Consider the following 21,496-nt stretch of genomic DNA (forward strand, 5'->3'; position numbering starts at 1 on the left):
GGAGCCTAGCGGGATCGAACCGCTGACCTCCTGCGTGCAAGGCAGGCGCTCTCCCAGCTGAGCTAAGGCCCCTTAGTAATTAAGCGGAAGACGGGATTCGAACCCGCGACCCCAACCTTGGCAAGGTTGTATTCTACCACTGAACTACTTCCGCGAAAATGGTGAGCCATGAAGGATTCGAACCTTCGACCCTCTGATTAAAAGTCAGATGCTCTACCAACTGAGCTAATGGCTCGTAAATGGCTGGGCTAGCTGGATTCGAACCAGCGCATGACGGAGTCAAAGTCCGTTGCCTTACCGCTTGGCTATAGCCCATTAATATTTACTAGTATGGTTATCTTTTCAAAAAAATAAACCCTTTCAGGTTATTTTAAAGAAAATGGTGGAGGGGGGCAGATTCGAACTGCCGAACCCGAAGGAGCGGATTTACAGTCCGCCGCGTTTAGCCACTTCGCTACCCCTCCGACATTTAAAAATATATGGTGGAGGATGACGGGATCGAACCGCCGACCCCCTGCTTGTAAGGCAGGTGCTCTCCCAGCTGAGCTAATCCTCCAAAAGTGGTGACCCGTACGGGATTCGAACCCGTGTTACCGCCGTGAAAGGGCGGTGTCTTAACCACTTGACCAACGGGCCAAAAAAAAATAAAAACTTTTCCCAAGCTTCCAACCGGGCTTGAACCGGTGACCTCTTCCTTACCATGGAAGTACTCTACCAGCTGAGCTATGGAAGCATAATGGCTCCGCAGGTAGGAATCGAACCTACGACCGATCGGTTAACAGCCGATAGCTCTACCGCTGAGCTACTGCGGAATAATATAAGCCTGGCAACGTCCTACTCTCACAGGGACAAGGTCCCAACTACCATCGGCGCTAGAGAGCTTAACTTCCGTGTTCGGTATGGGAACGGGTGTGACCTCTCTGCCATCATTACCAGACTTTTATCATTATGCACATTCTTTTGAGAATGTCAAAAGGAATTTTAAATATATATTCCTTCAAAACTAGATAACATTTGCTTCATATTATATGGTTAAGTCCTCGATCTATTAGTATTCGTCAGCTCCACATGTCACCATGCTTCCACCTCGAACCTATCAACCTGATCATCTTTCAGGGATCTTACTAGCTTACGCTATGGGAAATCTCATCTTGAGGGGGGCTTCATGCTTAGATGCTTTCAGCACTTATCCCTTCCGCACATAGCTACCCAGCTATGCCCTTGGCAGAACAACTGGTACACCAGCGGTGCGTCCATCCCGGTCCTCTCGTACTAAGGACAGCTCCTCTCAAATTTCCTGCGCCCACGACGGATAGGGACCGAACTGTCTCACGACGTTCTGAACCCAGCTCGCGTACCGCTTTAATGGGCGAACAGCCCAACCCTTGGGACCGACTACAGCCCCAGGATGCGATGAGCCGACATCGAGGTGCCAAACCTCCCCGTCGATGTGGACTCTTGGGGGAGATAAGCCTGTTATCCCCGGGGTAGCTTTTATCCGTTGAGCGATGGCCCTTCCATGCGGAACCACCGGATCACTAAGCCCGACTTTCGTCCCTGCTCGACTTGTAGGTCTCGCAGTCAAGCTCCCTTATGCCTTTGCACTCTACGAATGATTTCCAACCATTCTGAGGGAACCTTTGGGCGCCTCCGTTACACTTTAGGAGGCGACCGCCCCAGTCAAACTGCCCACCTGACACTGTCTCCCGGGTCGATAAGACCCGTAGGTTAGAATTTCAATACAGTCAGGGCGGTATCCCACCAGCGCCTCCACCGAAGCTAGCGCTCCGGTTTCAATGGCTCCCGCCTATCCTGTACAAACTGTACCAAAATTCAATATCAGGCTACAGTAAAGCTCCACGGGGTCTTTCCGTCCTGTCGCGGGTAACCTGCATCTTCACAGGTACTATAATTTCACCGAGTCTCTGGTTGAGACAGTGCCCAAATCGTTACACCTTTCGTGCGGGTCGGAACTTACCCGACAAGGAATTTCGCTACCTTAGGACCGTTATAGTTACGGCCGCCGTTTACTGGGGCTTCAGTTCAGAGCTTCGCTTACGCTAACCCCTCTCCTTAACCTTCCAGCACCGGGCAGGTGTCAGCCCCTATACTTCGCCTTACGGCTTCGCAGAGACCTGTGTTTTTGCTAAACAGTCGCTTGGGCCTATTCACTGCGGCTTTCCGTTAAGAAAGCACCCCTTCTCCCGAAGTTACGGGGTCATTTTGCCGAGTTCCTTAACCAGAGTTCTCTCGCACACCTTAGGATTCTCTCCTCGCCTACCTGTGTCGGTTTGCGGTACAGGCACCTTTTATCTCGCTAGAAGCTTTTCTTGGCAGCGGGGAATCAAAGACTTCGCTCCATAAGGAGCTTCCCCATCACAGCTCAGCCTTCACGATAAGCGGATTTGCCTACTTATCAGCCTAACTGCTTGGACGTGCACAACCAATCGCACGCTTCTTCTATCCTTCTGCGTCCCTCCATTGCTCAAACGATAAAGAGGTGGTACAGGAATATCAACCTGTTGTCCATCGCCTACGCCTGTCGGCCTCGGCTTAGGTCCTGACTAACCCTGAGCGGACGAGCCTTCCTCAGGAAACCTTAGGCATTCGGTGGACGGGATTCTCACCCGTCTTTCGCTACTCATACCGGCATTCTCACTTCTAAGCGCTCCACCAGTCCTTCCGGTCTGACTTCACTGCACTTAGAACGCTCCCCTACCACTGATACCATTGGTATCAATTCGCAGCTTCGGTGGTGTATTTAGCCCCGGTACATTTTCGGCGCAGAGTCACTCGACTAGTGAGCTATTACGCACTCTTTAAATGGTGGCTGCTTCTGAGCCAACATCCTAGTTGTCTAAGCAACTCCACATCCTTTTCCACTTAATACACACTTTGGGACCTTAGCTGGCGATCTGGGCTGTTTCCCTCTTGACTACGGATCTTATCACTCGCAGTCTGACTCCTAAGGATAAGTCATTGGCATTCGGAGTTTGACTGAATTCGGTAATCCGATGAGGACCCCTAGTTCAATCAGTGCTCTACCTCCAAGACTCTTACACTTAAGGCTAGCCCTAAAGCTATTTCGGGGAGAACCAGCTATCTCCAGGTTCGATTGGAATTTCTCCGCTACCCACACCTCATCCCCGCACTTTTCAACGTGCGTGGGTTCGGGCCTCCATTCAGTGTTACCTGAACTTCACCCTGGACATGGGTAGATCACCTGGTTTCGGGTCTACGACCACGTACTAAACGCCCTATTCAGACTCGCTTTCGCTGCGGCTCCGCCTCTTCAGCTTAACCTTGCACGGGATCGTAACTCGCCGGTTCATTCTACAAAAGGCACGCCATCACCCATTAACGGGCTCTGACTATTTGTAGGCACACGGTTTCAGGATCTCTTTCACTCCCCTTCCGGGGTGCTTTTCACCTTTCCCTCACGGTACTGGTTCACTATCGATCACTAGGGAGTATTTAGCCTTGGGAGATGGTCCTCCCAGATTCCGACGGAATTTCACGTGTTCCGCCGTACTCAGGATACATTCAAGAGAGAACGAAGTTTCGACTACGGGGTTATTACCCTCTGTGACGGACCTTTCCAGGTCGCTTCGTCTACCTCGTTCCTTTGTAACTCCGTATAGAATGTCCTACAACCCCAAGAGGCAAGCCTCTTGGTTTGGGCTAGATTCCGTTTCGCTCGCCGCTACTCAGGAAATCGCATTTGCTTTCTCTTCCTCCAGGTACTTAGATGTTTCAGTTCCCTGGGTCTGTCTTCCATACCCTATGTATTCAGGTAAGGATACCATACCATTACGTATAGTGGGTTTCCCCATTCGGAAATCTTCGGATCAAAGCTTACTTACAGCTCCCCGAAGCATATCGGCGTTAGTCCCGTCCTTCATCGACTCCTAGTGTCAAGGCATCCACCGTGCGCCCTTTCTAACTTAACCAAACTAAAATTAAAAAAATATGAGCTACACTGTTATCTAGTTTTCAAAGAACATACATTTAAACTTGAGAGATAGTTCTCTCAAAACTGAACGAAACAAAACAAGTCAACGTTTATTGATGAACTGCGTTCATCAATTCTCCATAGAAAGGAGGTGATCCAGCCGCACCTTCCGATACGGCTACCTTGTTACGACTTCACCCCAATCATCTGTCCCACCTTAGGCGGCTGGCTCCATAAAGGTTACCCCACCGACTTCGGGTGTTACAAACTCTCGTGGTGTGACGGGCGGTGTGTACAAGGCCCGGGAACGTATTCACCGCGGCATGCTGATCCGCGATTACTAGCGATTCCAGCTTCATGTAGGCGAGTTGCAGCCTACAATCCGAACTGAGAACGGTTTTATGAGATTAGCTCCACCTCGCGGTCTTGCAGCTCTTTGTACCGTCCATTGTAGCACGTGTGTAGCCCAGGTCATAAGGGGCATGATGATTTGACGTCATCCCCACCTTCCTCCGGTTTGTCACCGGCAGTCACCTTAGAGTGCCCAACTTAATGATGGCAACTAAGATCAAGGGTTGCGCTCGTTGCGGGACTTAACCCAACATCTCACGACACGAGCTGACGACAACCATGCACCACCTGTCACTCTGCTCCCGAAGGAGAAGCTCTATCTCTAGAGTTTTCAGAGGATGTCAAGACCTGGTAAGGTTCTTCGCGTTGCTTCGAATTAAACCACATGCTCCACCGCTTGTGCGGGCCCCCGTCAATTCCTTTGAGTTTCAGCCTTGCGGCCGTACTCCCCAGGCGGAGTGCTTAATGCGTTAACTTCAGCACTAAAGGGCGGAAACCCTCTAACACTTAGCACTCATCGTTTACGGCGTGGACTACCAGGGTATCTAATCCTGTTTGCTCCCCACGCTTTCGCGCCTCAGTGTCAGTTACAGACCAGAAAGTCGCCTTCGCCACTGGTGTTCCTCCATATCTCTACGCATTTCACCGCTACACATGGAATTCCACTTTCCTCTTCTGCACTCAAGTCTCCCAGTTTCCAATGACCCTCCACGGTTGAGCCGTGGGCTTTCACATCAGACTTAAGAAACCACCTGCGCGCGCTTTACGCCCAATAATTCCGGATAACGCTTGCCACCTACGTATTACCGCGGCTGCTGGCACGTAGTTAGCCGTGGCTTTCTGGTTAGGTACCGTCAAGGTGCCAGCTTATTCAACTAGCACTTGTTCTTCCCTAACAACAGAGTTTTACGACCCGAAAGCCTTCATCACTCACGCGGCGTTGCTCCGTCAGACTTTCGTCCATTGCGGAAGATTCCCTACTGCTGCCTCCCGTAGGAGTCTGGGCCGTGTCTCAGTCCCAGTGTGGCCGATCACCCTCTCAGGTCGGCTACGCATCGTCGCCTTGGTGAGCCGTTACCTCACCAACTAGCTAATGCGACGCGGGTCCATCCATAAGTGACAGCCGAAGCCGCCTTTCAATTCCGAACTATGCAGTTCAAAATATTATCCGGTATTAGCCCCGGTTTCCCGGAGTTATCCCAGTCTTATGGGTAGGTTACCCACGTGTTACTCACCCGTCCGCCGCTAACTTCATAAGAGCAAGCTCTTAATCCATTCGCTCGACTTGCATGTATTAGGCACGCCGCCAGCGTTCATCCTGAGCCAGGATCAAACTCTCCAATAAAGTTAGTTTGTCTAGCATCTAAAAATAAAAATTGACGTTCACGTTGTTTGTTTCGTTCAGTTTTCAAAGAACTACTCAGCCGCTCATTTGCGACTTCCTTATGTTAACATCTTCATTTTTCGATGTCAACTAAGTTTTTTAATTTCTTTTTTGTCGTTTTCTGCGTTTCTGCATCAGCGACGTTTATTAATTTATCATATCCTTACTCTTAACGTCAACACTTTTTAATAAAAAATTCTTTTTCTTATATAACGAATACATTCTTCCCTATTAGCAACTCTCCGAAATAAACAAAAAATGATTTTATACCTTTCTTCCATCGCCTTTTTTACAACGCTATGTATACACTCATCTTCAAAATCAAATAAAAGTTCCTCTAACTCTCTCTTCAGTATGTATTCCATTTCTTTTTTCTCTTCCTTCGTCAACATAATCCCAAGCAAATTATCACCCCAATAACTCCTTACGTGTACCGATAAACGCCCACTCATTTTCAATTATCAATAATGTATCACCAAAAACAAAATTCTATCACTCATTATATCCACCACTTACGATGTTAATCCCTTGTTCTCTTTTTTAAATTTAAAGCATATATGTAACTGAAAAGGATTGGACAAAGGGGCGTAATATTATGTTTTTCTTTTTTATTACAAGTAAAAGAACATTTAAACACATTAGCTTAATAGTCGTACTTTCCTTATTTACAGCATGGCTACTCTTTTTAAAAACATATTCACATGAATCTGCTTTTTCAACTGCTACTGGCCCTAAGGTGATTTACAAAGGGGACACTGCAAAAAAACAAGTTGCATTCACGTTTGACATTAGTTGGGGAGACCAAAAAGCTATTCCAATCCTTAATACACTCAAAGAAAGAGAAATTAAGAACGCAACCTTCTTTCTCTCTGCTGCATGGGCTGAAAGACACCCTGATATTGTCGAACGCATCATGAAAGATGGACATGAGATTGGTAGTATGGGTTATAATTACACGTCCTACACTTCACTAGAAGCAAATGAAATACGACGAGATCTTTTACGGGCACAAGATGTTTTTACAAAACTTGGTGTAAAACAAGTCAAGCTATTACGTCCACCTAGTGGCGACTTTAACAAAACGACTCTTAAAATAGCGGAATCACTCGGATACACCATCGTTCATTGGAGTAACAATTCAAATGACTGGAAAAATCCCGGCGTAAATAAAATCGTTTCCACAGTCTCTAGCAATTTAAAGGGTGGAGATATTGTCTTATTACATGCTTCTGATTCTGCCCTTCAAACAAATAAGGCTTTACCATTACTCTTACAAAAATTAAAGAGCGACGGATATGAACAAACATCTGTATCACAACTTATTTCCAACACAAGTACAAAAAGCGAAGACATTAAGTAGTTCCTTTCCACACGGTTCTTCACACATAAAAAGCTCTGCTATCTTTCGTTAAGATAGCAGAGCTTTTTTATCCTAGTATTTACAAACGATAAGAATCTGGATAATTAAAAATCCACTCTCCTCATTAAGCTGACTTACTCTTTTGTCCAATTAAACGATGCAATACAAGTAACTGATATGCATTACATAATAGAAGTGGTATCACCATTAAATATAACCAATCTGTATCATTAATCCGGAGCGCTGGTACCCATTCAAGAATTGTTACAACAACCATAAAGAACAAAGCGGGAACAAATGCTTTTTTATTCGTTTCTTTACTCTTTATGTAAGCGACAATTGCCCCAAACACAAATAACATCCCAGCAACAAGTATGTTATTCCCTAACGAAACTTCCCCATTTGCAATAAGTACTGACCTTAAATAAACGAAATCAAACAATACGAACGCAATAAAGAACAGTTGCACTGCATTCCATAAAGAGGATGACCGAAACATCCCTAATCCAAAACGATGAATCGTTAAATATGCAAAGAACCCCATTTGACTTATAACACTAAAAATAAATCCTACGCCCATCAACCAGAAAGAAACTGCTAGAATCTCCTTCCCGTCGAAATTTTGAAAAAATTTAGCGTACTTGTCCCACTCTAAAACAAAACCAATAAAGACTGTGCTAATCCCACCAAGAAACAACGTCGTAAAAAATAGTCGTACCCACTTGCGGCTATTCACAACACATCCCCCATTATTCTTATATTTCTAATTAAATTGTATCAATGACAATTTCAAAAAGCTAGCCATGTTAATGTATAAATTCCTTAAAGAGATTTATATTAAAAAAAGAGAACTTTGCTGAAAGGAGCTCCAACTTATGAAACGGATGCTGCTCGTTTCGATTTCTTCCCTTTTACTTTTTGCACTAGTAGCATGTGCACAAGGAAAAGAAACGAAATCTGAACTAGATTACGATCAAACAAAGAAAATGATTGTTGATATTTTAAAAACCGATCAAGGGAAAAAAGCAATCCAAGATGTATTAACGGATGAAAAAATGAAACAAGCACTCATACTAGATGAAACGGTAGTAAAGAAAACGATTGAAGATGCGATGGTATCCGACAAAGGGCAACAATTCTGGGAAAAGCTCTTTAAAGACCCTGAGTTCTCATCGAAATTTGCTAAAAGTATGGGAAAAGAACAAACAAACTTGATGAAAACTTTACTTAAAGATCCTGAATACCAATCAGGTGTTATAGAGATTATGAAGAATCCTGAAGTAGAAAAAATTATGTTACAAACAATGAAGAGTAAAGAATATCGTCAATATTTACAGCAAGTACTAACCGAAACTGCCGAAAGTCCACTCTTCCAAGCTAAAATGATCGACATTATTAGTAAAGGTGTACAAAAAGCCGAAAAAGGCGGATCTGATAAAAAAGGCGGTGAAGGTGGTTCTCAAGGCGGGAACAAAGAGCAACCGTAAAAATTATAATTATAATAATGAGTGGACAATGTATGTATCGCCCACTCATTACTACTTTATTTTTGTGTAACAGCTGTTTTATCAATAACTGTCTCAGCTATCATACGATAAATGAGACCCGTTGTATGTGTATCTTCATATACTGACGGCGCAAAGTCCTCTTTATTCCAATCAGGTTGTTGAAGTGGAATTCGGCCAAGTATATCCGTTTGGAGTTCCGTAGCCAATTTATCTCCTCCACCTCTTCCAAACACATACTCTTTTTCACCAGTTGCTTTACTTTCAAAATACGCCATATTTTCAACAACACCAAGAATACTATGTTCTGTACGTAAAGCCATGGCTCCAGCGCGCGCTGCTACAAATGCCGCTGTTGGATGCGGCGTTGTTACAATAATCTCTTTACAAGCCGGCAACATCGAATGTACATCTAAAGCAACATCACCCGTACCTGGTGGTAGGTCCAATACTAAGTAATCTAAATCACCCCACTCTACTTCTGTGAAAAAGTGATTTAACATTTTCCCAAGCATCGGTCCTCTCCAAATAACAGGTGCGTTATCTTCTACAAAGAATCCCATTGAGATTACTTTCACGCCTAGACGCTCCACTGGTATTATCTTATCACCTCTTACGATTGGACGTTTTTCTATACCCATCATATCCGGTACACTAAAACCGTAAATATCCGCGTCAATGATACCAACCTTTTTGCCTAAACGAGCTAAAGCAATTGCAAGGTTAACAGAAACAGTTGATTTCCCTACTCCACCTTTTCCACTTGCTACTGCTAAAAATGTTGTATTTGAGTTCGGTGATAATAAGGATTCACTTTTCTCTTCCTCTTGCGGTGGTGCAAACTGAGCTAATTCCTCTTCTGTAAATTCTGCAAAACGAAGTCCAACTGTTGTTGCTCCAAGTTCTTTTACTAACTTTACAATTCCAGACTGCAACTGCATTTGTTCCGCTGTACCCGTCTTTACAATTGCAATTTTAACACTTACATGTTCCTTCTCAGGCTTGACTGTCACCTCTTTAATTGCATTTGTTTCTTTTAACGTTTTATGTATAAACGGATCTACAATCCCTTCCAATGCTTCCACTACCTGCTCTTTTGTTACCATAATTAGCCCAGCCCCCTGTATGAAAAATAACGTAATGTTAATTAAATTTATCTCTCTTTATTTTTGAAATAAATGCGTTTACATTTCCAGTATAACATATTTTCGGAAAACTTCGTTAACGAGAGAAACTCGAAAAATCCTCCTTATTCTGGAGGATTTCCTTTTTCCGTAAAATAACGTAATATACCACGATATATTGCAGCAGCTACTTTTTGTTGGTATTTCTCCGAATTTAACATATATCTTTCATTCACATTCGATAAAAAGCCAGCCTCAATTAAAGCACCTGGTGTTTTGGCATACTTCAATAAATACACGTGAGGAATTGTTTTAGCAGAACGATTCGTATTTTCTAAGCTTGTTCTCAATTCAGCTTGTATAAATTTCGCAGCCCGTTCATTTTCAATCGAAGAACGATAGTAGAACGTTTGTGCGCCCTTAGATCCACTACTAGTTAGGGCATTTAAATGAATACTCGCAAAAAAGTCTACATCAGGCTTATTAATGATCTCAACACGCTTTTTTAAATCCTCTGCTTTACGTCTACTATATGACTTTGTATCTTTATTAGCTAAATCATAATCTCCTTCACGCGTTAAAATAACTAAAGCACCTTGTTCTTGTAAATAATCTTGTACCTTTTTTGTAATCTCAAGTGTAATATCTTTTTCTACAATATCCTTTCCACCAACAGCCCCTCCGTCTGGCCCACCATGCCCAGCATCTAGTACAATCACTTTCCCTGATAAGGGTAAATTCCAAGCTCGCCACGATTTTGTAATTTGAAATTCTTGTTTAACTAAAAAAAACAAAACAACCGCAGCGAGCGCAAAAGAGATAATTCGAATTCTCTTCATACCTTTCCTCCTCCAGCTAGTCCCTCTAATTACTTATATGGGACAAGAGGAAAGTTTATGCTTGTCTTAGTGTAGCTTTAATCGATATCTTCTTTCGCCTTTTTCATACCCTTCCTGCCACCACAAGCCGATAAACTGCTGGCAAGATTCAAAAAGCAATTCCTCGTCTTGCAATTTAATTTCACGTATAGTCATACTCGTTAAAAATTGAAATAACGTTTCAGTTAATTGTTGTTCTTCTTCTAAAGCCCTATATTTCACATCAAAGAATGATTCACCATGATAACCAAATTTACTGTATCTCGCTCCTAATAAATAAGATTCTATCCCTAGTTCAATACAATAATCTTCATACTGACGATGAAGTTCTTGCATCTGAAAGGCATCACGAATATTTAAACGCAATGTTTTTAATGATAATTCTCGCAGCATCTTCCGCTCGTATTTTAACTGCTTTTCTTTTTGTTTTTCTTGTAAGCTGACAATGACATTCATAGTACTTATAAACCTCCCTAATACGTATTAGTCTAAACTTCTAAAGAAGAAGCATACGTAGGACGGTAGCACTAAAATATTCCAAGCTAAAAAAATTACAAAAGAAGAATTAAACATAAAAAAACCCCAACCAAAATGGTTGGGGTTTGTAGTTCGCAAAAATTAACGTTTTGAGAACTGAGGTGCACGACGTGCGCCTTTAAGACCGTATTTTTTACGCTCTTTCATACGTGCGTCACGAGTTAATAGACCCGCACGTTTTAATGTTAGACGGTATTCTGGATCAGCTTTTAATAAAGCGCGAGAAATACCGTGACGAATAGCACCAGCTTGACCAGTGTATCCACCACCATTTACGTTTACAAGTACATTGTAGTTACCTAAAGTTTCTGTTGCAACTAGAGGTTGTTTCACTACTTCACGTAATGCAGCAAATGGGATATAGTTTTCAAAATCACGACCGTTAATAATAACGCGTCCTTCGCCTGGAACTAGGCGTACGCGCGCTACTGAACTCTTACGACGTCCAGTGCCATAGTATTGAACCTGTGCCAAAGTAAGCCCTCCTTTAATTAATTATCCGCGAAGTTCGTAAACTTCTGGTTGTTGTGCTTGGTGTGGATGCTCTGCTCCAGCATACACGTTTAATTTCTTAGACACTTGACGTCCTAAACGTCCTTTTGGAAGCATGCCTTTAATTGCAAGCTCTAACATTTGTACAGGGTAGTTTGTACGCATTTCTAGAGCTGTTCTTTGCTTAAGTCCACCTGGGTGGTTAGTGTGACGGTAGTAAATTTTATCGTTTAATTTATTACCTGTTAAATGAATTTTCTCAGCGTTAATAATAATTACATGATCACCCGTGTCAACGTGTGGTGTAAATGTTGGTTTGTGTTTACCACGTAAAATGGATGCTACTTCAGTAGATAGGCGACCTAAAGTTTGACCTTCAGCATCAACCACATACCATTTACGCTCAACTTCGTTAGCTTTTGCCATAAAAGTCGTACGCATGTGTTTCCCTCCTCGTTATCTTTTCCATAGAAAAAATCTATTGTTTATCTTAAACACGATTTCCTTCCGGGGCTAATCGTGGTTTTAGAAACAATACCATATGTTATGATATACTTTTGAGTTTCTAATGTCAAGCAAATGTTACACCAGGATTAGTTGTTATAGTTTACCTGCCATAAGTAAAGTCCATGACCTGGAGCCATCTTTCCAGCAAACTGGCGATTTTGTTTCGCTAAAATCTCTGGAATACTATCCGGATCAAGCTTTCCTTGACCTACGCTAAGTAACGTACCAACAATAATTCTGACCATATTATATAAAAATCCATTACCTACAAAGCGAAAAATTAATTCATCGTCTTGCTCAATTAATTCGATTTCATAAATTGTTCGCACTTTATCTTTTTTGTCAGTTTTTGCCGAACAAAAAGAAGTAAAGTCATGCGTTCCAATAAAATAAGGAATCGCTTTTCTTATAGAGTTTATTTCGAGCGGATATGGATATTGATATACATAATTTCTACGGAATACATCCGCAGTCTTTGATAATAATACACGATAGCGATATTCTTTTTTCTCGACACCGTAACGTGCATGAAATTCTTCTGTTTTCTTCTCTACCTGCCTGATAATAATATCATCCGGCAACATTGTATTTAAAGCATTACTCCATTGCCACTCTTCAAGAGACAAAGGTGTATCAAAGTGTATCACTTGTCCTTTGGCGTGAACGGTAGAATCCGTTCTGCCTGATGCCTGCACACGAACAAGTTCTCCTTTATGCAACTTCTGCAATGCTTTCTCTATTTCTTGTTGAACAGTCCGATGCTGTGGTTGAATTTGGTAACCACAAAAATGAATGCCATCATATGCAACTGTACATTTTATTCTTTCCATTTCTCTATTCTCCATTACGACCGCACCCATGCCAAAATACAAGCTAAACAAAGTAAGCTTACAATTGTTACTGTATCACTTATTTTCCAGCGTAGTTGCCTAAATTTAGTACGTCCTTCGCCACTTTTATATCCACGAGATTCCATCGCAATCGCTAAGTCCTCTGCACGCTTAAAAGCACTGATAAATAATGGAACGAGTAGTGAGATAATAGCTTTCATCCTATCTTTTATCGGTCCCCCGGCGAAATCAATGCCACGTGACGCTTGTGCTTTCATAATTTTACTCGTTTCATCCATTAATGTCGGGATAAAACGTAGTGAAATTGACATCATTAATGCGATTTCATGAACAGGAACTTTTATACGCTTGAACGGCTTTAATAACGTCTCCAACCCATCTGTAATTTCAATAGGTGTCGTCGTTAACGTTAATAATGTCGTCATTAAAATAATAACGAAGAATCGTATAGAAATGTATATCCCTTGCTCTAATCCTTTTTCATGTATCGAAAACCAACCAAGCTGGAATAGTACTTCCCCTTCTTTATTTGTAAAAATATGCAGGAAAAATGTAAAAAGAAAAATCCACAGAATTGGTTTTAAGCCCGAAAGTACATAACGAATCGGCACTTTTGCAAAAAATAAAGCAATGAGTGCATATAAAAATAAAAATCCATATGAAATCGCATTATTTGCTAAGAAAACAACAAATACATATAAAAAGACAATCAACAGCTTCGTACGAGGATCAAGTTGATGAATGAGTGACTGCCCTGGAATATATCTCCCAATAATCAACTGCTGCATGATTCATGACCACCTTTTCGTAACACCTGTACAACTTCATGAGTAAGATCCTCTAAAGATAAGGTAGCCTTCGAAATTGAAATACCAAACTTCTCTTCAATTGCACGTTTATACTTTAAAGACATTGGAAGATCCACACCGATTTGTTCTAATTCATCAGCATATGAAAATACTTCCTCTGCTCTTCCTTGCAAAAAGACCGTTCCTTTATGCATGACCACTATTTGATCTGCATACTTAGCGGCATCCTCCATATTATGGGTAACAAGAATGACTGTAAGCCCCTGTTCCTTATGCAAATTGTAAAACATCTCCATGAGCTCGTGCTGTCCTTTTGGATCAAGCCCTGCTGTAGGTTCATCTAATACAAGCACTTCGGGTTCCATCGCAAGTACGCCTGCTATTGCAACACGCCTCATTTGCCCACCGCTTAATTCAAACGGAGAACGTGCTAATAACTCTATGTCCAATCCAACAAGCTGGATTGCATCTTTCGCCTTTTGTTTTGCCTCTTCTTCAGATACACCAAAATTAGTCGGGCCAAAACAAATGTCCTTTTCAACCGTTTCTTCAAATAGTTGATGTTCTGGAAACTGAAAGACAACCCCTACTTTTTTTCGTAGCGGCTTAAGCTTTTTCTCTTTTTTCCCTGCTGAAATTAAATGTTCACCAATTTGAACCGTACCATTTGTCGGCTGCAATAAACCATTTAAATGTTGAATCATCGTCGACTTACCTGAACCAGTATGACCGATAATGGCATAATAGCCCCCACTTGGAAACGACACGTCTACATCATAAAGTGCGCGTCTTTCAAATGGAGTTTTATATTGATAACGATGTTCTACTTTTTGGAATGTAATCTCCAAAGTTCGTTCACCAAGCTTTCCATTGTAAGATGCGTATTTTGCAAGTGAATTTCATTTCTTTTTAATAATTCTGCTATTTTCACTGAAAAAGGTACATCTAATCCAATCTCTTGGAGCATATGAGAGGATTTGAAAATTTGCTCTGGAGTACCTTCCTCTAATATTTCTCCCTTGTTCAAAATAATAATACGGTCTGACTGTGCCGCTTCTTCTAAATCGTGCGTAATCGATAACACCGTAATACCCTTTTGATTAACAAGTTGTCTGACCGTTTCTACTACTTCACGTCTCCCCTGAGGGTCTAACATTGAAGTTGCTTCATCTAGTATTAAAATAGATGGTTGAAGTGCTAGAACACCTGCTATTGCGACTCGCTGCTTTTGTCCACCAGATAACGAATGGGGTTCTTCATTTAAAAAATCTTCCATACGGACAAGTTGCAGAGCTTGTTCTAGTCTTTCTATCATCTGCTCCCTTGGCATTCCGATATTCTCTAGGCCGAATACAACGTCATCTTGTACTGTCGTTCCAACAAATTGATTATCTGGATTTTGAAATACCATGCCAATTTGCTTTCGAACATCCCATACTGTTTCCTCTGATAAAATCATTGTATCATTTAAAGTAATTTTCCCTGATTCCGGTAAAAATAAGCCATTCAATAATTTTGCAAGTGTAGACTTCCCTGAACCATTTTGTCCAATAACAGATACCCATTCTCCTTCATATAAGGAAAACGAAACATCTTTTAATGCATAAGAGGCTGCCCCAGGATATTGAAATGATATATTTTCTGTCCGAAGTTTCTCTTTTTTCAATACAAGGCACCCTTTCTTTCGTCAAGTTAGCCTATTTTTATACTTAAAAAAAAAGGGCCATGACCAGTTACTTGAAAAGAACTGTCCTGCCCTTTTAATCATCATTATACTAACTCGATAATTACCATTGGTGCTGCGTCTCCGCGACGTGGACCAATTTTTGCAATACGAGTGTATCCGCCTTGGCGCTCAGCATAGCGTGGAGCTACATCAGCGAATAATTTTTGAAGTGCATCTTGACCAGTCTCAGCGTTAGCAACCTCATTACGGATAAAAGCTGCTGCTTGACGACGAGCATGAAGATCTCCGCGTTTACCTAAAGTGATCATTTTTTCCACTACAGAACGAAGTTCTTTTGCACGAGTTTCTGTCGTTTGGATGCGCTCGTTGATAATTAAATCAGTAGCTAAATCACGTAACATAGCTTTACGTTGCGCACTTGTACGGCCTAATTTTCTGTATGCCATTCGTAGTTCCCTCCTTTGTTGATGGGTTTAAATCCTCAGTCGTCTTTACGTAAACCTAAACCTAATTCCTCAAGTTTATGTTTAACTTCTTCTAAGGATTTACGTCCTAAGTTACGAACTTTCATCATATCTTCTTCTGTTTTGTTCGCAAGCTCTTGTACAGTATTAATTCCTGCACGTTTTAGGCAATTATAAGAACGAACAGAAAGATCTAGTTCTTCGATAGTCATCTCAAGAACTTTTTCTTTTTGATCTTCTTCCTTCTCGACCATAATCTCAGCATTTTGTGCTTCGTCAGTTAAACCAACAAAGATATTTAAATGCTCAGTTAAGATTTTGGCACCTAAAGAGATAGCTTCTTTTGGCCCGATGCTTCCATCCGTCCATACATCAAGCGTAAGCTTATCATAATTAGCCACTTGTCCGACACGTGTCTTTTCCACTTGGTAAGTCACACGTGATACTGGAGTATAAATAGAATCAATAGGAATTACTCCTATTGGTTGATCTTCGCTTTTATTTGCATCAGCTGGCGTATACCCACGGCCACGCTTTGCAGTTAAACGCATGCGGAAATGCGCATTTTTTGCTAACGTCGCAATGTGTAAATCTGGATTTAAGATTTCAACATCACTATCGTGAGTAATATCAGCAGCTGTGACAATACCTTCGCCCTGTACATCGATTTCCAACGTCTTCTCTTCTTCAGAGTAGATTTTAAGAGCTAACTTTTTCAAGTTTAAGATCATCGTCGTAACGTCTTCTACTACGCCCTCAACTGTTGAAAATTCGTGTAAAACGCCATCGATTTGGATAGCAGTTACAGCGGCACCAGGGAGTGAGGATAAAAGAATACGACGTAAGGAGTTACCCAAAGTAGTACCATATCCACGCTCAAGCGGTTCAATCACGAATTTGCCATACTTAGCATCTTCGTTAAGTTCAACCGTTTCGATTTTCGGTTTTTCGATTTCAATCATTAACTAAACCCTCCTTCAAAACGTCGAAACCCCGGTTAAACAAAGGAAGAACCTCTGTTTAACCGAAAGTCCCCCTTAGGCAGTTCCCGATTGTGCACAACAAGCGATGTTTCTGTACGAAATTTCTCGATAATGCATCATATCCATTATAGACAAAAGGGAAAATTCTATACAGAAAAATTACACACGACGACGTTTTGGTGGACGACATCCATTATGAGGAACTGGAGTAACATCTCTAATTGCTGTTACTTCTAGACCTGCCGCTTGAAGAGCACGAATTGCAGCTTCACGACCAGCACCAGGACCTTTAACAGTAACCTCTAAAGTTTTTAAACCATGCTCCATTGCAACTTTAGAAGCAGCTTCAGCAGCCATTTGCGCAGCGAATGGAGTAGATTTACGAGATCCACGGAAACCAAGTGCACCAGCACTAGACCAAGAAAGTGCGTTACCATGAGTATCTGTAAGTGTTACGATTGTGTTGTTGAAAGTAGAACGAATATGAGCTATACCAGCTTCAATATTCTTTTTCACACGTTTTTTACGAGTGTTTGTTTTACGTGCCATTGTTAGTTCAACCTCCTTTACTTATTATTTCTTTTTATTTGCTACTGTACGACGTGGACCTTTACGTGTACGAGCATTGTTTTTAGAGTTTTGACCACGAACTGGTAAACCACGACGGTGACGAAGACCACGGTAAGAACCGATCTCCATTAGACGTTTAATGTTAAGAGATACTTCACGACGAAGGTCTCCCTCAACTTTAATACGATCGATGATATCACGGATACGTCCTAATTCATCTTCCGATAAATCACGAACTCGTGTTTCCGAAGAAATACCAGCTTCTGTAATAATTTTTTCAGCAGTTGTGCGACCAATGCCGAATACGTAAGTTAAAGAAATAACAACGCGCTTGTCACGAGGAATATCTACACCTGCGATACGTGCCATTCTGAATGCACCTCCTTCTGATTAACCTTGTTTTTGTTTATGTTTAGGGTTTTCACAAATAACCATTACTTTTCCACGTCTACGAATAACTTTACATTTTTCGCAGATTGGTTTAACTGACGGTCTTACTTTCATGTCTCGAACCTCCTTAAAGATTACGGAGTGCTATATTATTTAAAACGGTACGTAATACGACCACGATTTAAATCGTACGGAGATAATTCTACCGTAACTTTGTCTCCTGGTAAAATACGAATGAAGTTCATACGGATTTTACCAGAAACGTGAGCCAATACGACATGCCCATTCTCTAATTCTACTTTGAACATAGCATTTGGCAACGTTTCAAGAACGGTACCTTCGACTTCAATTACATCATCTTTAGCCATTCAATAGTTCTCCCTTCTTCAAATCAGTAACATTTTACACTGCTCTGAAATCCCGGAGAGCCAGCTACTTATAAAGTGGTAAGGATTTCGTATCCTGCTTCTGTAAGAGCAATCGTGTGCTCAAAATGGGCACACCATTTACCATCTACCGTTACCACTGTCCAGTCATCAGATAGTGTTTTTACATATCGTCTTCCTTGATTCACCATCGGCTCAACACAGATGACCATTCCCGGCTTTAATCTAGGGCCTCTATTTGGTGGACCATAGTGCGGGATTTGAGGGTCCTCATGTAAGTCTTGCCCGATTCCGTGACCAACATACTCCCTAACGATCGAGAACCCATTCTCTTCAGCATGTGTTTGAACCGCATGCGAGATATTTGATAATCTTTCGTCTGGTTTTACTTGTTCTAGACCAAGATACAACGATTTTTCTGTGACATCAAGTAGCTTTTGAACAGATTCAGAAATGTTTCCAACTGGATACGTCCATGCAGAATCTCCATGGTACCCATTGTATTTCGCACCAATATCGATACTGATGATATCGCCCTCTTCGAGCTTACGCTTCCCTGGAATCCCGTGTACAAGCTCTTCATTTACAGAAGCACAAATGCTCCCCGGAAATCCGTTGTATCCTTTAAAAGATGGCGTAGCACCATATTTTCGAATCGTCTTTTCCGCTATTTGATCGAGCTCTTTCGTTGTAATTCCTGGAGTAATATGTTGTTTCAACTCTTGATGAGTTAAAGCAACGATCCTGCCAGCTTCTCGCATGATTTCTATCTCGCGAGGAGTTTTGCAGATGATCATTACGCTAAGCCTCCGATGAGAACATCGATATCAGCAAATACTTTATTGATATCTTGCTCACCATTAATGCTTTGTAAGTAGCCAAGCTCCTCGTAGAAATCAAGCAAAGGTTTTGTTTGCTTAATATTTACATCTAAACGATTTGCTACAGTTTCTTCATTGTCATCAGAGCGTTGATATAATTCGCCACCACATTTATCGCACACATCAGCTTTTGCTGGCGGATTGAATTCTAAGTGGTAAGTTGCACCGCATTCTTTACAAATGCGACGGCCTGTAAGGCGTGTTAATAACAATCCTGAATCCACATTAATGTTTAAAACATAGTCGATTTTTTTGCCAAGATCTTTCATAATCTCTTCAAGAGCTGATGCTTGTGCAACAGTTCGTGGGAAACCATCTAATAAGAAGCCTTTAATACAGTCTTCTTGGCTTAAACGTTCACGAACAATTCCAATTGTAACTTCATCTGGAACAAGCGCACCTTTATCAATAAAAGATTTTGCTTGTAAACCAAGTTCAGTTTCAGCCTTCATAGCTGCACGGAACATATCTCCTGTTGAGATGTGAGGGATGTTATACTTGGCAACAATCTGTTCGGCTTGTGTACCTTTACCAGCACCAGGAAGCCCCATTAAAATCAAGTTCATCCTTGTTCCCCCTCAGTACATGAGCATGTAGGGAAGACAGTTCTTCCCACTTACTCACTGCTTGATAAACCCTTTGTAATGGCGTTTTACCAATTGGCTTTCTAGCTGCTTCATTGTTTCTAAAGCAACGCCGACAACGATTAACATACTCGTTCCACCAATCTGTGCAGATGGAGGAAGATTTCCCAATTTCGTAAAGATAACTGGTAAGATTGCAATCGCTGCTAGGAAAATTGATCCCACAAAGGTCAAACGATACAAGATTTTTGTTAGATATTGTTCTGTATTCTTACCCGGACGAATACCTGGAACATATCCACCTTGCTTGTTTAGATTCTCTGACATTTGCTCTGGATTAACCTGAACAAATGCATAGAAGTATGTGAAGGCTACAATGAGCGCAACATATATGATCATTCCCACTGGGTGAGAATAGTTAAAGTTTGCAATAATCCACTGCGATACATCATGTTTCGGGAAGAACTGTGCAATAGTTGGAGGCGTAATTAAGAATGAAACAGCAAAAATGACTGGAATAACACCCGCACTATTTACCTTAAGTGGTAAATGAGTGTTTTGTGCTCCAGCATGATTCCCATTCCCTCCTGTTACACGCTTCGCGTATTGAATTGGGATCTTTCTAACAGCCTGTTGAATGAAAATAACACCAACAATAACTGCTAGCACAGCTAGTAAAATCAATGCAACTTTAACGATACTCATGAACAATTGATCTCCGATATTTTGAAACTGTTGTTGATACACTTGAGATATAACACTTGGGATCGCTGCGGCAATACCACCAAAGATAAGAATGGAAATACCATTACCTACACCTTTAGATGTAATCTGTTCACCTAACCACATTAAAAATGCAGTACCAGCAGTCAGTACCGTAGCAATGTATAAATAAGTGCTCCAACCTGGATTCAAAATTAATTGCCCACCTACCATACCGTTAAAACCGATTGACATACCAAACCCCTGAATAAACGCAAGAACAATTGTAAAGTAACGCGTGAATTGCGTTAGTTTACGACGGCCCATTTCGCCTTGCTTCGACCATTCCGAAAATTTAGGAACAACATCCATCTGCAATAATTGCACGATGATGGATGCTGTAATATACGGCATGATTCCCATCGCGAAGATGGAGAAGTTCTTCAAGGCGCCACCGCCAAATGTATTTAGGATACCTAAGGCATTTAATTGATCTTGTGCTTTCAGTACGTCTCCATTTGTAAATGGCACTGGGATAAACGTGCCAATCCTGAATACGACTAACATCGCTAAAGTGAATAATATTTTACGTCTTATCTCAGCAACGCGCATAAAGTTGGAGATTGTACGAAACATTAGATCACCTCAACTGATCCGCCAGCTGCTTCAATTGCTTCTTTAGCACTTGAAGAGAACTTGTGCGCTTTAACAGTTAATTTTTTCTCTACTGCTCCGCTTGCAAGAATTTTAACACCGTCGTTTAACTTGCTGATAACGCCAGTTTCCAGCAATAATTCAGGTGTTACTTCTGTACCATCTTCAAAACGATTTAACGTTGATAAGTTTACAATAGTAAACTCTTTACGGTTAATGTTTGTGAAGCCGCGTTTTGGTAAACGACGGAATAGTGGAGTTTGACCACCTTCGAAGCCAAGACGAACACCGCCGCCAGAACGTGCGTTTTGTCCTTTATGACCTCTACCAGCAGTTTTACCGTTACCAGAACCGATACCACGACCGACACGGTTACGTACTTTACGAGAACCTTCTGCAGGTTTTAATTCATGAAGTTTCATTCCCAGGCACCTCCTTATATTAA

Annotated in this window: 23 protein-coding genes, 9 tRNA genes and 3 rRNA genes; 2 read left to right on the forward strand and 33 right to left on the reverse strand. The window is 41.6% G+C overall.

All coding sequences use genetic code 11. The features are described from left to right. The 13 genes from JFT89_RS02505 to JFT89_RS02565 form a co-directional block, all read right to left on the reverse strand. Positions 1–72: transfer RNA gene (locus JFT89_RS02505), tRNA-Ala, on the reverse strand. Between the two features lie 10 nt (positions 73–82). After that, positions 83–154, reverse strand: a tRNA-Gly gene (locus JFT89_RS02510). Positions 155–159: 5 nt separating this feature from the next. Continuing rightward, positions 160–235: transfer RNA gene (locus JFT89_RS02515), tRNA-Lys, on the reverse strand. 5 nt (positions 236–240) lie between these two features. Next, a tRNA-Gln gene (locus tag JFT89_RS02520) sits at positions 241–315 on the reverse strand. A gap of 65 nt (positions 316–380) precedes the next feature. Then, a tRNA-Tyr gene (locus JFT89_RS02525) sits at positions 381–464 on the reverse strand. 16 nt (positions 465–480) lie between these two features. Continuing rightward, positions 481–556 (reverse strand) — tRNA-Val (locus JFT89_RS02530). Positions 557–561: 5 nt separating this feature from the next. Further along, positions 562–636 (reverse strand) — tRNA-Glu (locus JFT89_RS02535). A gap of 24 nt (positions 637–660) precedes the next feature. Then, positions 661–733 (reverse strand) — tRNA-Thr (locus JFT89_RS02540). 4 nt (positions 734–737) lie between these two features. Beyond that, positions 738–812: transfer RNA gene (locus tag JFT89_RS02545), tRNA-Asn, on the reverse strand. A 9-nt stretch (positions 813–821) separates the two neighbouring features. After that, a 5S ribosomal RNA gene (gene rrf / locus JFT89_RS02550) occupies positions 822–937 on the reverse strand. Positions 938–1,028: 91 nt separating this feature from the next. Then, positions 1,029–3,950, reverse strand: a 23S ribosomal RNA gene (locus tag JFT89_RS02555). A 146-nt stretch (positions 3,951–4,096) separates the two neighbouring features. After that, positions 4,097–5,648, reverse strand: a 16S ribosomal RNA gene (locus tag JFT89_RS02560). The 16S, 23S and 5S rRNA genes sit together here with 9 tRNA genes alongside, the layout of an rRNA operon. A 224-nt stretch (positions 5,649–5,872) precedes the next feature. After that, positions 5,873–6,091: a hypothetical protein gene (locus tag JFT89_RS02565; protein ID WP_033706317.1), complete on the reverse strand. Its 219-nt coding sequence runs from the start codon at positions 6,089–6,091 to the stop codon at positions 5,873–5,875. 191 nt (positions 6,092–6,282) lie between these two features. Here JFT89_RS02565 and pdaB point away from each other — a divergent pair, with 191 nt between their 5' ends. Continuing rightward, the gene (gene pdaB, locus JFT89_RS02570) at positions 6,283–7,047 is read left to right on the forward strand and encodes a polysaccharide deacetylase family sporulation protein PdaB (RefSeq protein ID WP_002063440.1); all 765 of its coding nucleotides are present in this window, start codon (positions 6,283–6,285) and stop codon (positions 7,045–7,047) included. A 124-nt stretch (positions 7,048–7,171) separates the two neighbouring features. Here pdaB and kbaA read toward each other — a convergent pair whose 3' ends face one another. Further along, the gene (gene kbaA, locus JFT89_RS02575; RefSeq protein WP_016095192.1) at positions 7,172–7,783 is read right to left on the reverse strand and encodes a KinB signaling pathway activation protein KbaA; all 612 of its coding nucleotides are present in this window, start codon (positions 7,781–7,783) and stop codon (positions 7,172–7,174) included. A gap of 139 nt (positions 7,784–7,922) precedes the next feature. Between kbaA and gerD the strand changes: the two genes are divergently transcribed. Beyond that, on the forward strand, positions 7,923–8,534 hold the full coding sequence (gene gerD / locus JFT89_RS02580) for a spore germination lipoprotein GerD (RefSeq protein WP_201039426.1): 612 nt from the start codon (positions 7,923–7,925) through the stop codon (positions 8,532–8,534). 56 nt (positions 8,535–8,590) lie between these two features. Here the strand turns inward: gerD and JFT89_RS02585 are convergent, their stop codons facing one another. The 19 genes from JFT89_RS02585 to rplO all read right to left on the reverse strand — a co-directional run bounded on the left by JFT89_RS02585 (position 8,591) and on the right by rplO (position 21,473). Beyond that, positions 8,591–9,658 carry an Mrp/NBP35 family ATP-binding protein gene (locus JFT89_RS02585; protein WP_201039427.1) on the reverse strand — a complete coding sequence of 356 codons (1,068 nt, stop codon included), beginning with the start codon at positions 9,656–9,658 and terminating at the stop codon, positions 8,591–8,593. Between the two features lie 143 nt (positions 9,659–9,801). Next, complete coding sequence (gene cwlD, locus JFT89_RS02590) at positions 9,802–10,515, reverse strand: N-acetylmuramoyl-L-alanine amidase CwlD (protein ID WP_002009721.1); 714 nt, start codon at positions 10,513–10,515, stop codon at positions 9,802–9,804. Positions 10,516–10,581: 66 nt separating this feature from the next. Beyond that, entirely contained in the window at positions 10,582–11,010 is a 429-nt protein-coding gene (locus JFT89_RS02595) for a DUF2521 family protein (RefSeq protein ID WP_002029335.1), read from the reverse strand. Between the two features lie 162 nt (positions 11,011–11,172). Further along, on the reverse strand, positions 11,173–11,565 hold the full coding sequence (gene rpsI, locus JFT89_RS02600) for a 30S ribosomal protein S9 (protein ID WP_002009728.1): 393 nt from the start codon (positions 11,563–11,565) through the stop codon (positions 11,173–11,175). A 21-nt stretch (positions 11,566–11,586) separates the two neighbouring features. Then, positions 11,587–12,024: a 50S ribosomal protein L13 gene (gene rplM / locus JFT89_RS02605; protein ID WP_002029337.1), complete on the reverse strand. Its 438-nt coding sequence runs from the start codon at positions 12,022–12,024 to the stop codon at positions 11,587–11,589. Between the two features lie 152 nt (positions 12,025–12,176). After that, positions 12,177–12,920 (reverse strand): tRNA pseudouridine(38-40) synthase TruA, encoded by a 744-nt coding sequence (gene truA / locus JFT89_RS02610; protein ID WP_002124694.1) that lies wholly within the window; start codon positions 12,918–12,920, stop codon positions 12,177–12,179. 14 nt (positions 12,921–12,934) lie between these two features. After that, on the reverse strand, positions 12,935–13,729 hold the full coding sequence (locus JFT89_RS02615) for an energy-coupling factor transporter transmembrane component T family protein (RefSeq protein ID WP_002124692.1): 795 nt from the start codon (positions 13,727–13,729) through the stop codon (positions 12,935–12,937). Then, on the reverse strand, positions 13,717–14,598 hold the full coding sequence (locus JFT89_RS02620; protein ID WP_002124690.1) for an energy-coupling factor ABC transporter ATP-binding protein: 882 nt from the start codon (positions 14,596–14,598) through the stop codon (positions 13,717–13,719). The genes JFT89_RS02615 and JFT89_RS02620 overlap by 13 nt, the downstream gene beginning before the upstream one ends. Beyond that, positions 14,574–15,416: an energy-coupling factor ABC transporter ATP-binding protein gene (locus tag JFT89_RS02625; protein WP_002063432.1), complete on the reverse strand. Its 843-nt coding sequence runs from the start codon at positions 15,414–15,416 to the stop codon at positions 14,574–14,576. Before JFT89_RS02625 ends, JFT89_RS02620 begins: the two co-directional genes overlap by 25 nt. A 104-nt stretch (positions 15,417–15,520) precedes the next feature. Further along, positions 15,521–15,883, reverse strand: coding sequence for a 50S ribosomal protein L17 (gene rplQ, locus JFT89_RS02630; RefSeq protein ID WP_000331490.1), 363 nt, complete (start codon positions 15,881–15,883; stop codon positions 15,521–15,523). Between the two features lie 35 nt (positions 15,884–15,918). Next, positions 15,919–16,863 (reverse strand): DNA-directed RNA polymerase subunit alpha, encoded by a 945-nt coding sequence (locus JFT89_RS02635; RefSeq protein WP_002009743.1) that lies wholly within the window; start codon positions 16,861–16,863, stop codon positions 15,919–15,921. A gap of 180 nt (positions 16,864–17,043) precedes the next feature. Further along, positions 17,044–17,433, reverse strand: coding sequence for a 30S ribosomal protein S11 (gene rpsK, locus JFT89_RS02640; RefSeq protein WP_002009745.1), 390 nt, complete (start codon positions 17,431–17,433; stop codon positions 17,044–17,046). 24 nt (positions 17,434–17,457) lie between these two features. Beyond that, positions 17,458–17,823 carry a 30S ribosomal protein S13 gene (gene rpsM / locus JFT89_RS02645; RefSeq protein WP_002063431.1) on the reverse strand — a complete coding sequence of 122 codons (366 nt, stop codon included), beginning with the start codon at positions 17,821–17,823 and terminating at the stop codon, positions 17,458–17,460. A 21-nt stretch (positions 17,824–17,844) separates the two neighbouring features. Beyond that, entirely contained in the window at positions 17,845–17,958 is a 114-nt protein-coding gene (gene rpmJ / locus JFT89_RS02650) for a 50S ribosomal protein L36 (RefSeq protein WP_000868344.1), read from the reverse strand. A 35-nt stretch (positions 17,959–17,993) separates the two neighbouring features. Then, positions 17,994–18,212: a translation initiation factor IF-1 gene (infA, locus tag JFT89_RS02655; protein ID WP_001029884.1), complete on the reverse strand. Its 219-nt coding sequence runs from the start codon at positions 18,210–18,212 to the stop codon at positions 17,994–17,996. A gap of 68 nt (positions 18,213–18,280) precedes the next feature. After that, on the reverse strand, positions 18,281–19,027 hold the full coding sequence (gene map, locus JFT89_RS02660; RefSeq protein ID WP_016094046.1) for a type I methionyl aminopeptidase: 747 nt from the start codon (positions 19,025–19,027) through the stop codon (positions 18,281–18,283). Further along, entirely contained in the window at positions 19,027–19,677 is a 651-nt protein-coding gene (locus JFT89_RS02665; RefSeq protein WP_002063428.1) for an adenylate kinase, read from the reverse strand. Before JFT89_RS02665 ends, map begins: the two co-directional genes overlap by 1 nt. 54 nt (positions 19,678–19,731) lie before the next feature. After that, positions 19,732–21,033, reverse strand: coding sequence for a preprotein translocase subunit SecY (gene secY / locus JFT89_RS02670; RefSeq protein ID WP_002091534.1), 1,302 nt, complete (start codon positions 21,031–21,033; stop codon positions 19,732–19,734). Then, positions 21,033–21,473 carry a 50S ribosomal protein L15 gene (rplO, locus tag JFT89_RS02675; RefSeq protein ID WP_002009754.1) on the reverse strand — a complete coding sequence of 147 codons (441 nt, stop codon included), beginning with the start codon at positions 21,471–21,473 and terminating at the stop codon, positions 21,033–21,035. Before rplO ends, secY begins: the two co-directional genes overlap by 1 nt. Positions 21,474–21,496 lie beyond the last annotated feature (23 nt).

The sequence above is a fragment of the Bacillus sp. TH25 genome (genome assembly GCF_016650935.1).
Taxonomy (GTDB): Bacteria; Bacillota; Bacilli; order Bacillales; family Bacillaceae_G; genus Bacillus_A; species Bacillus_A mycoides.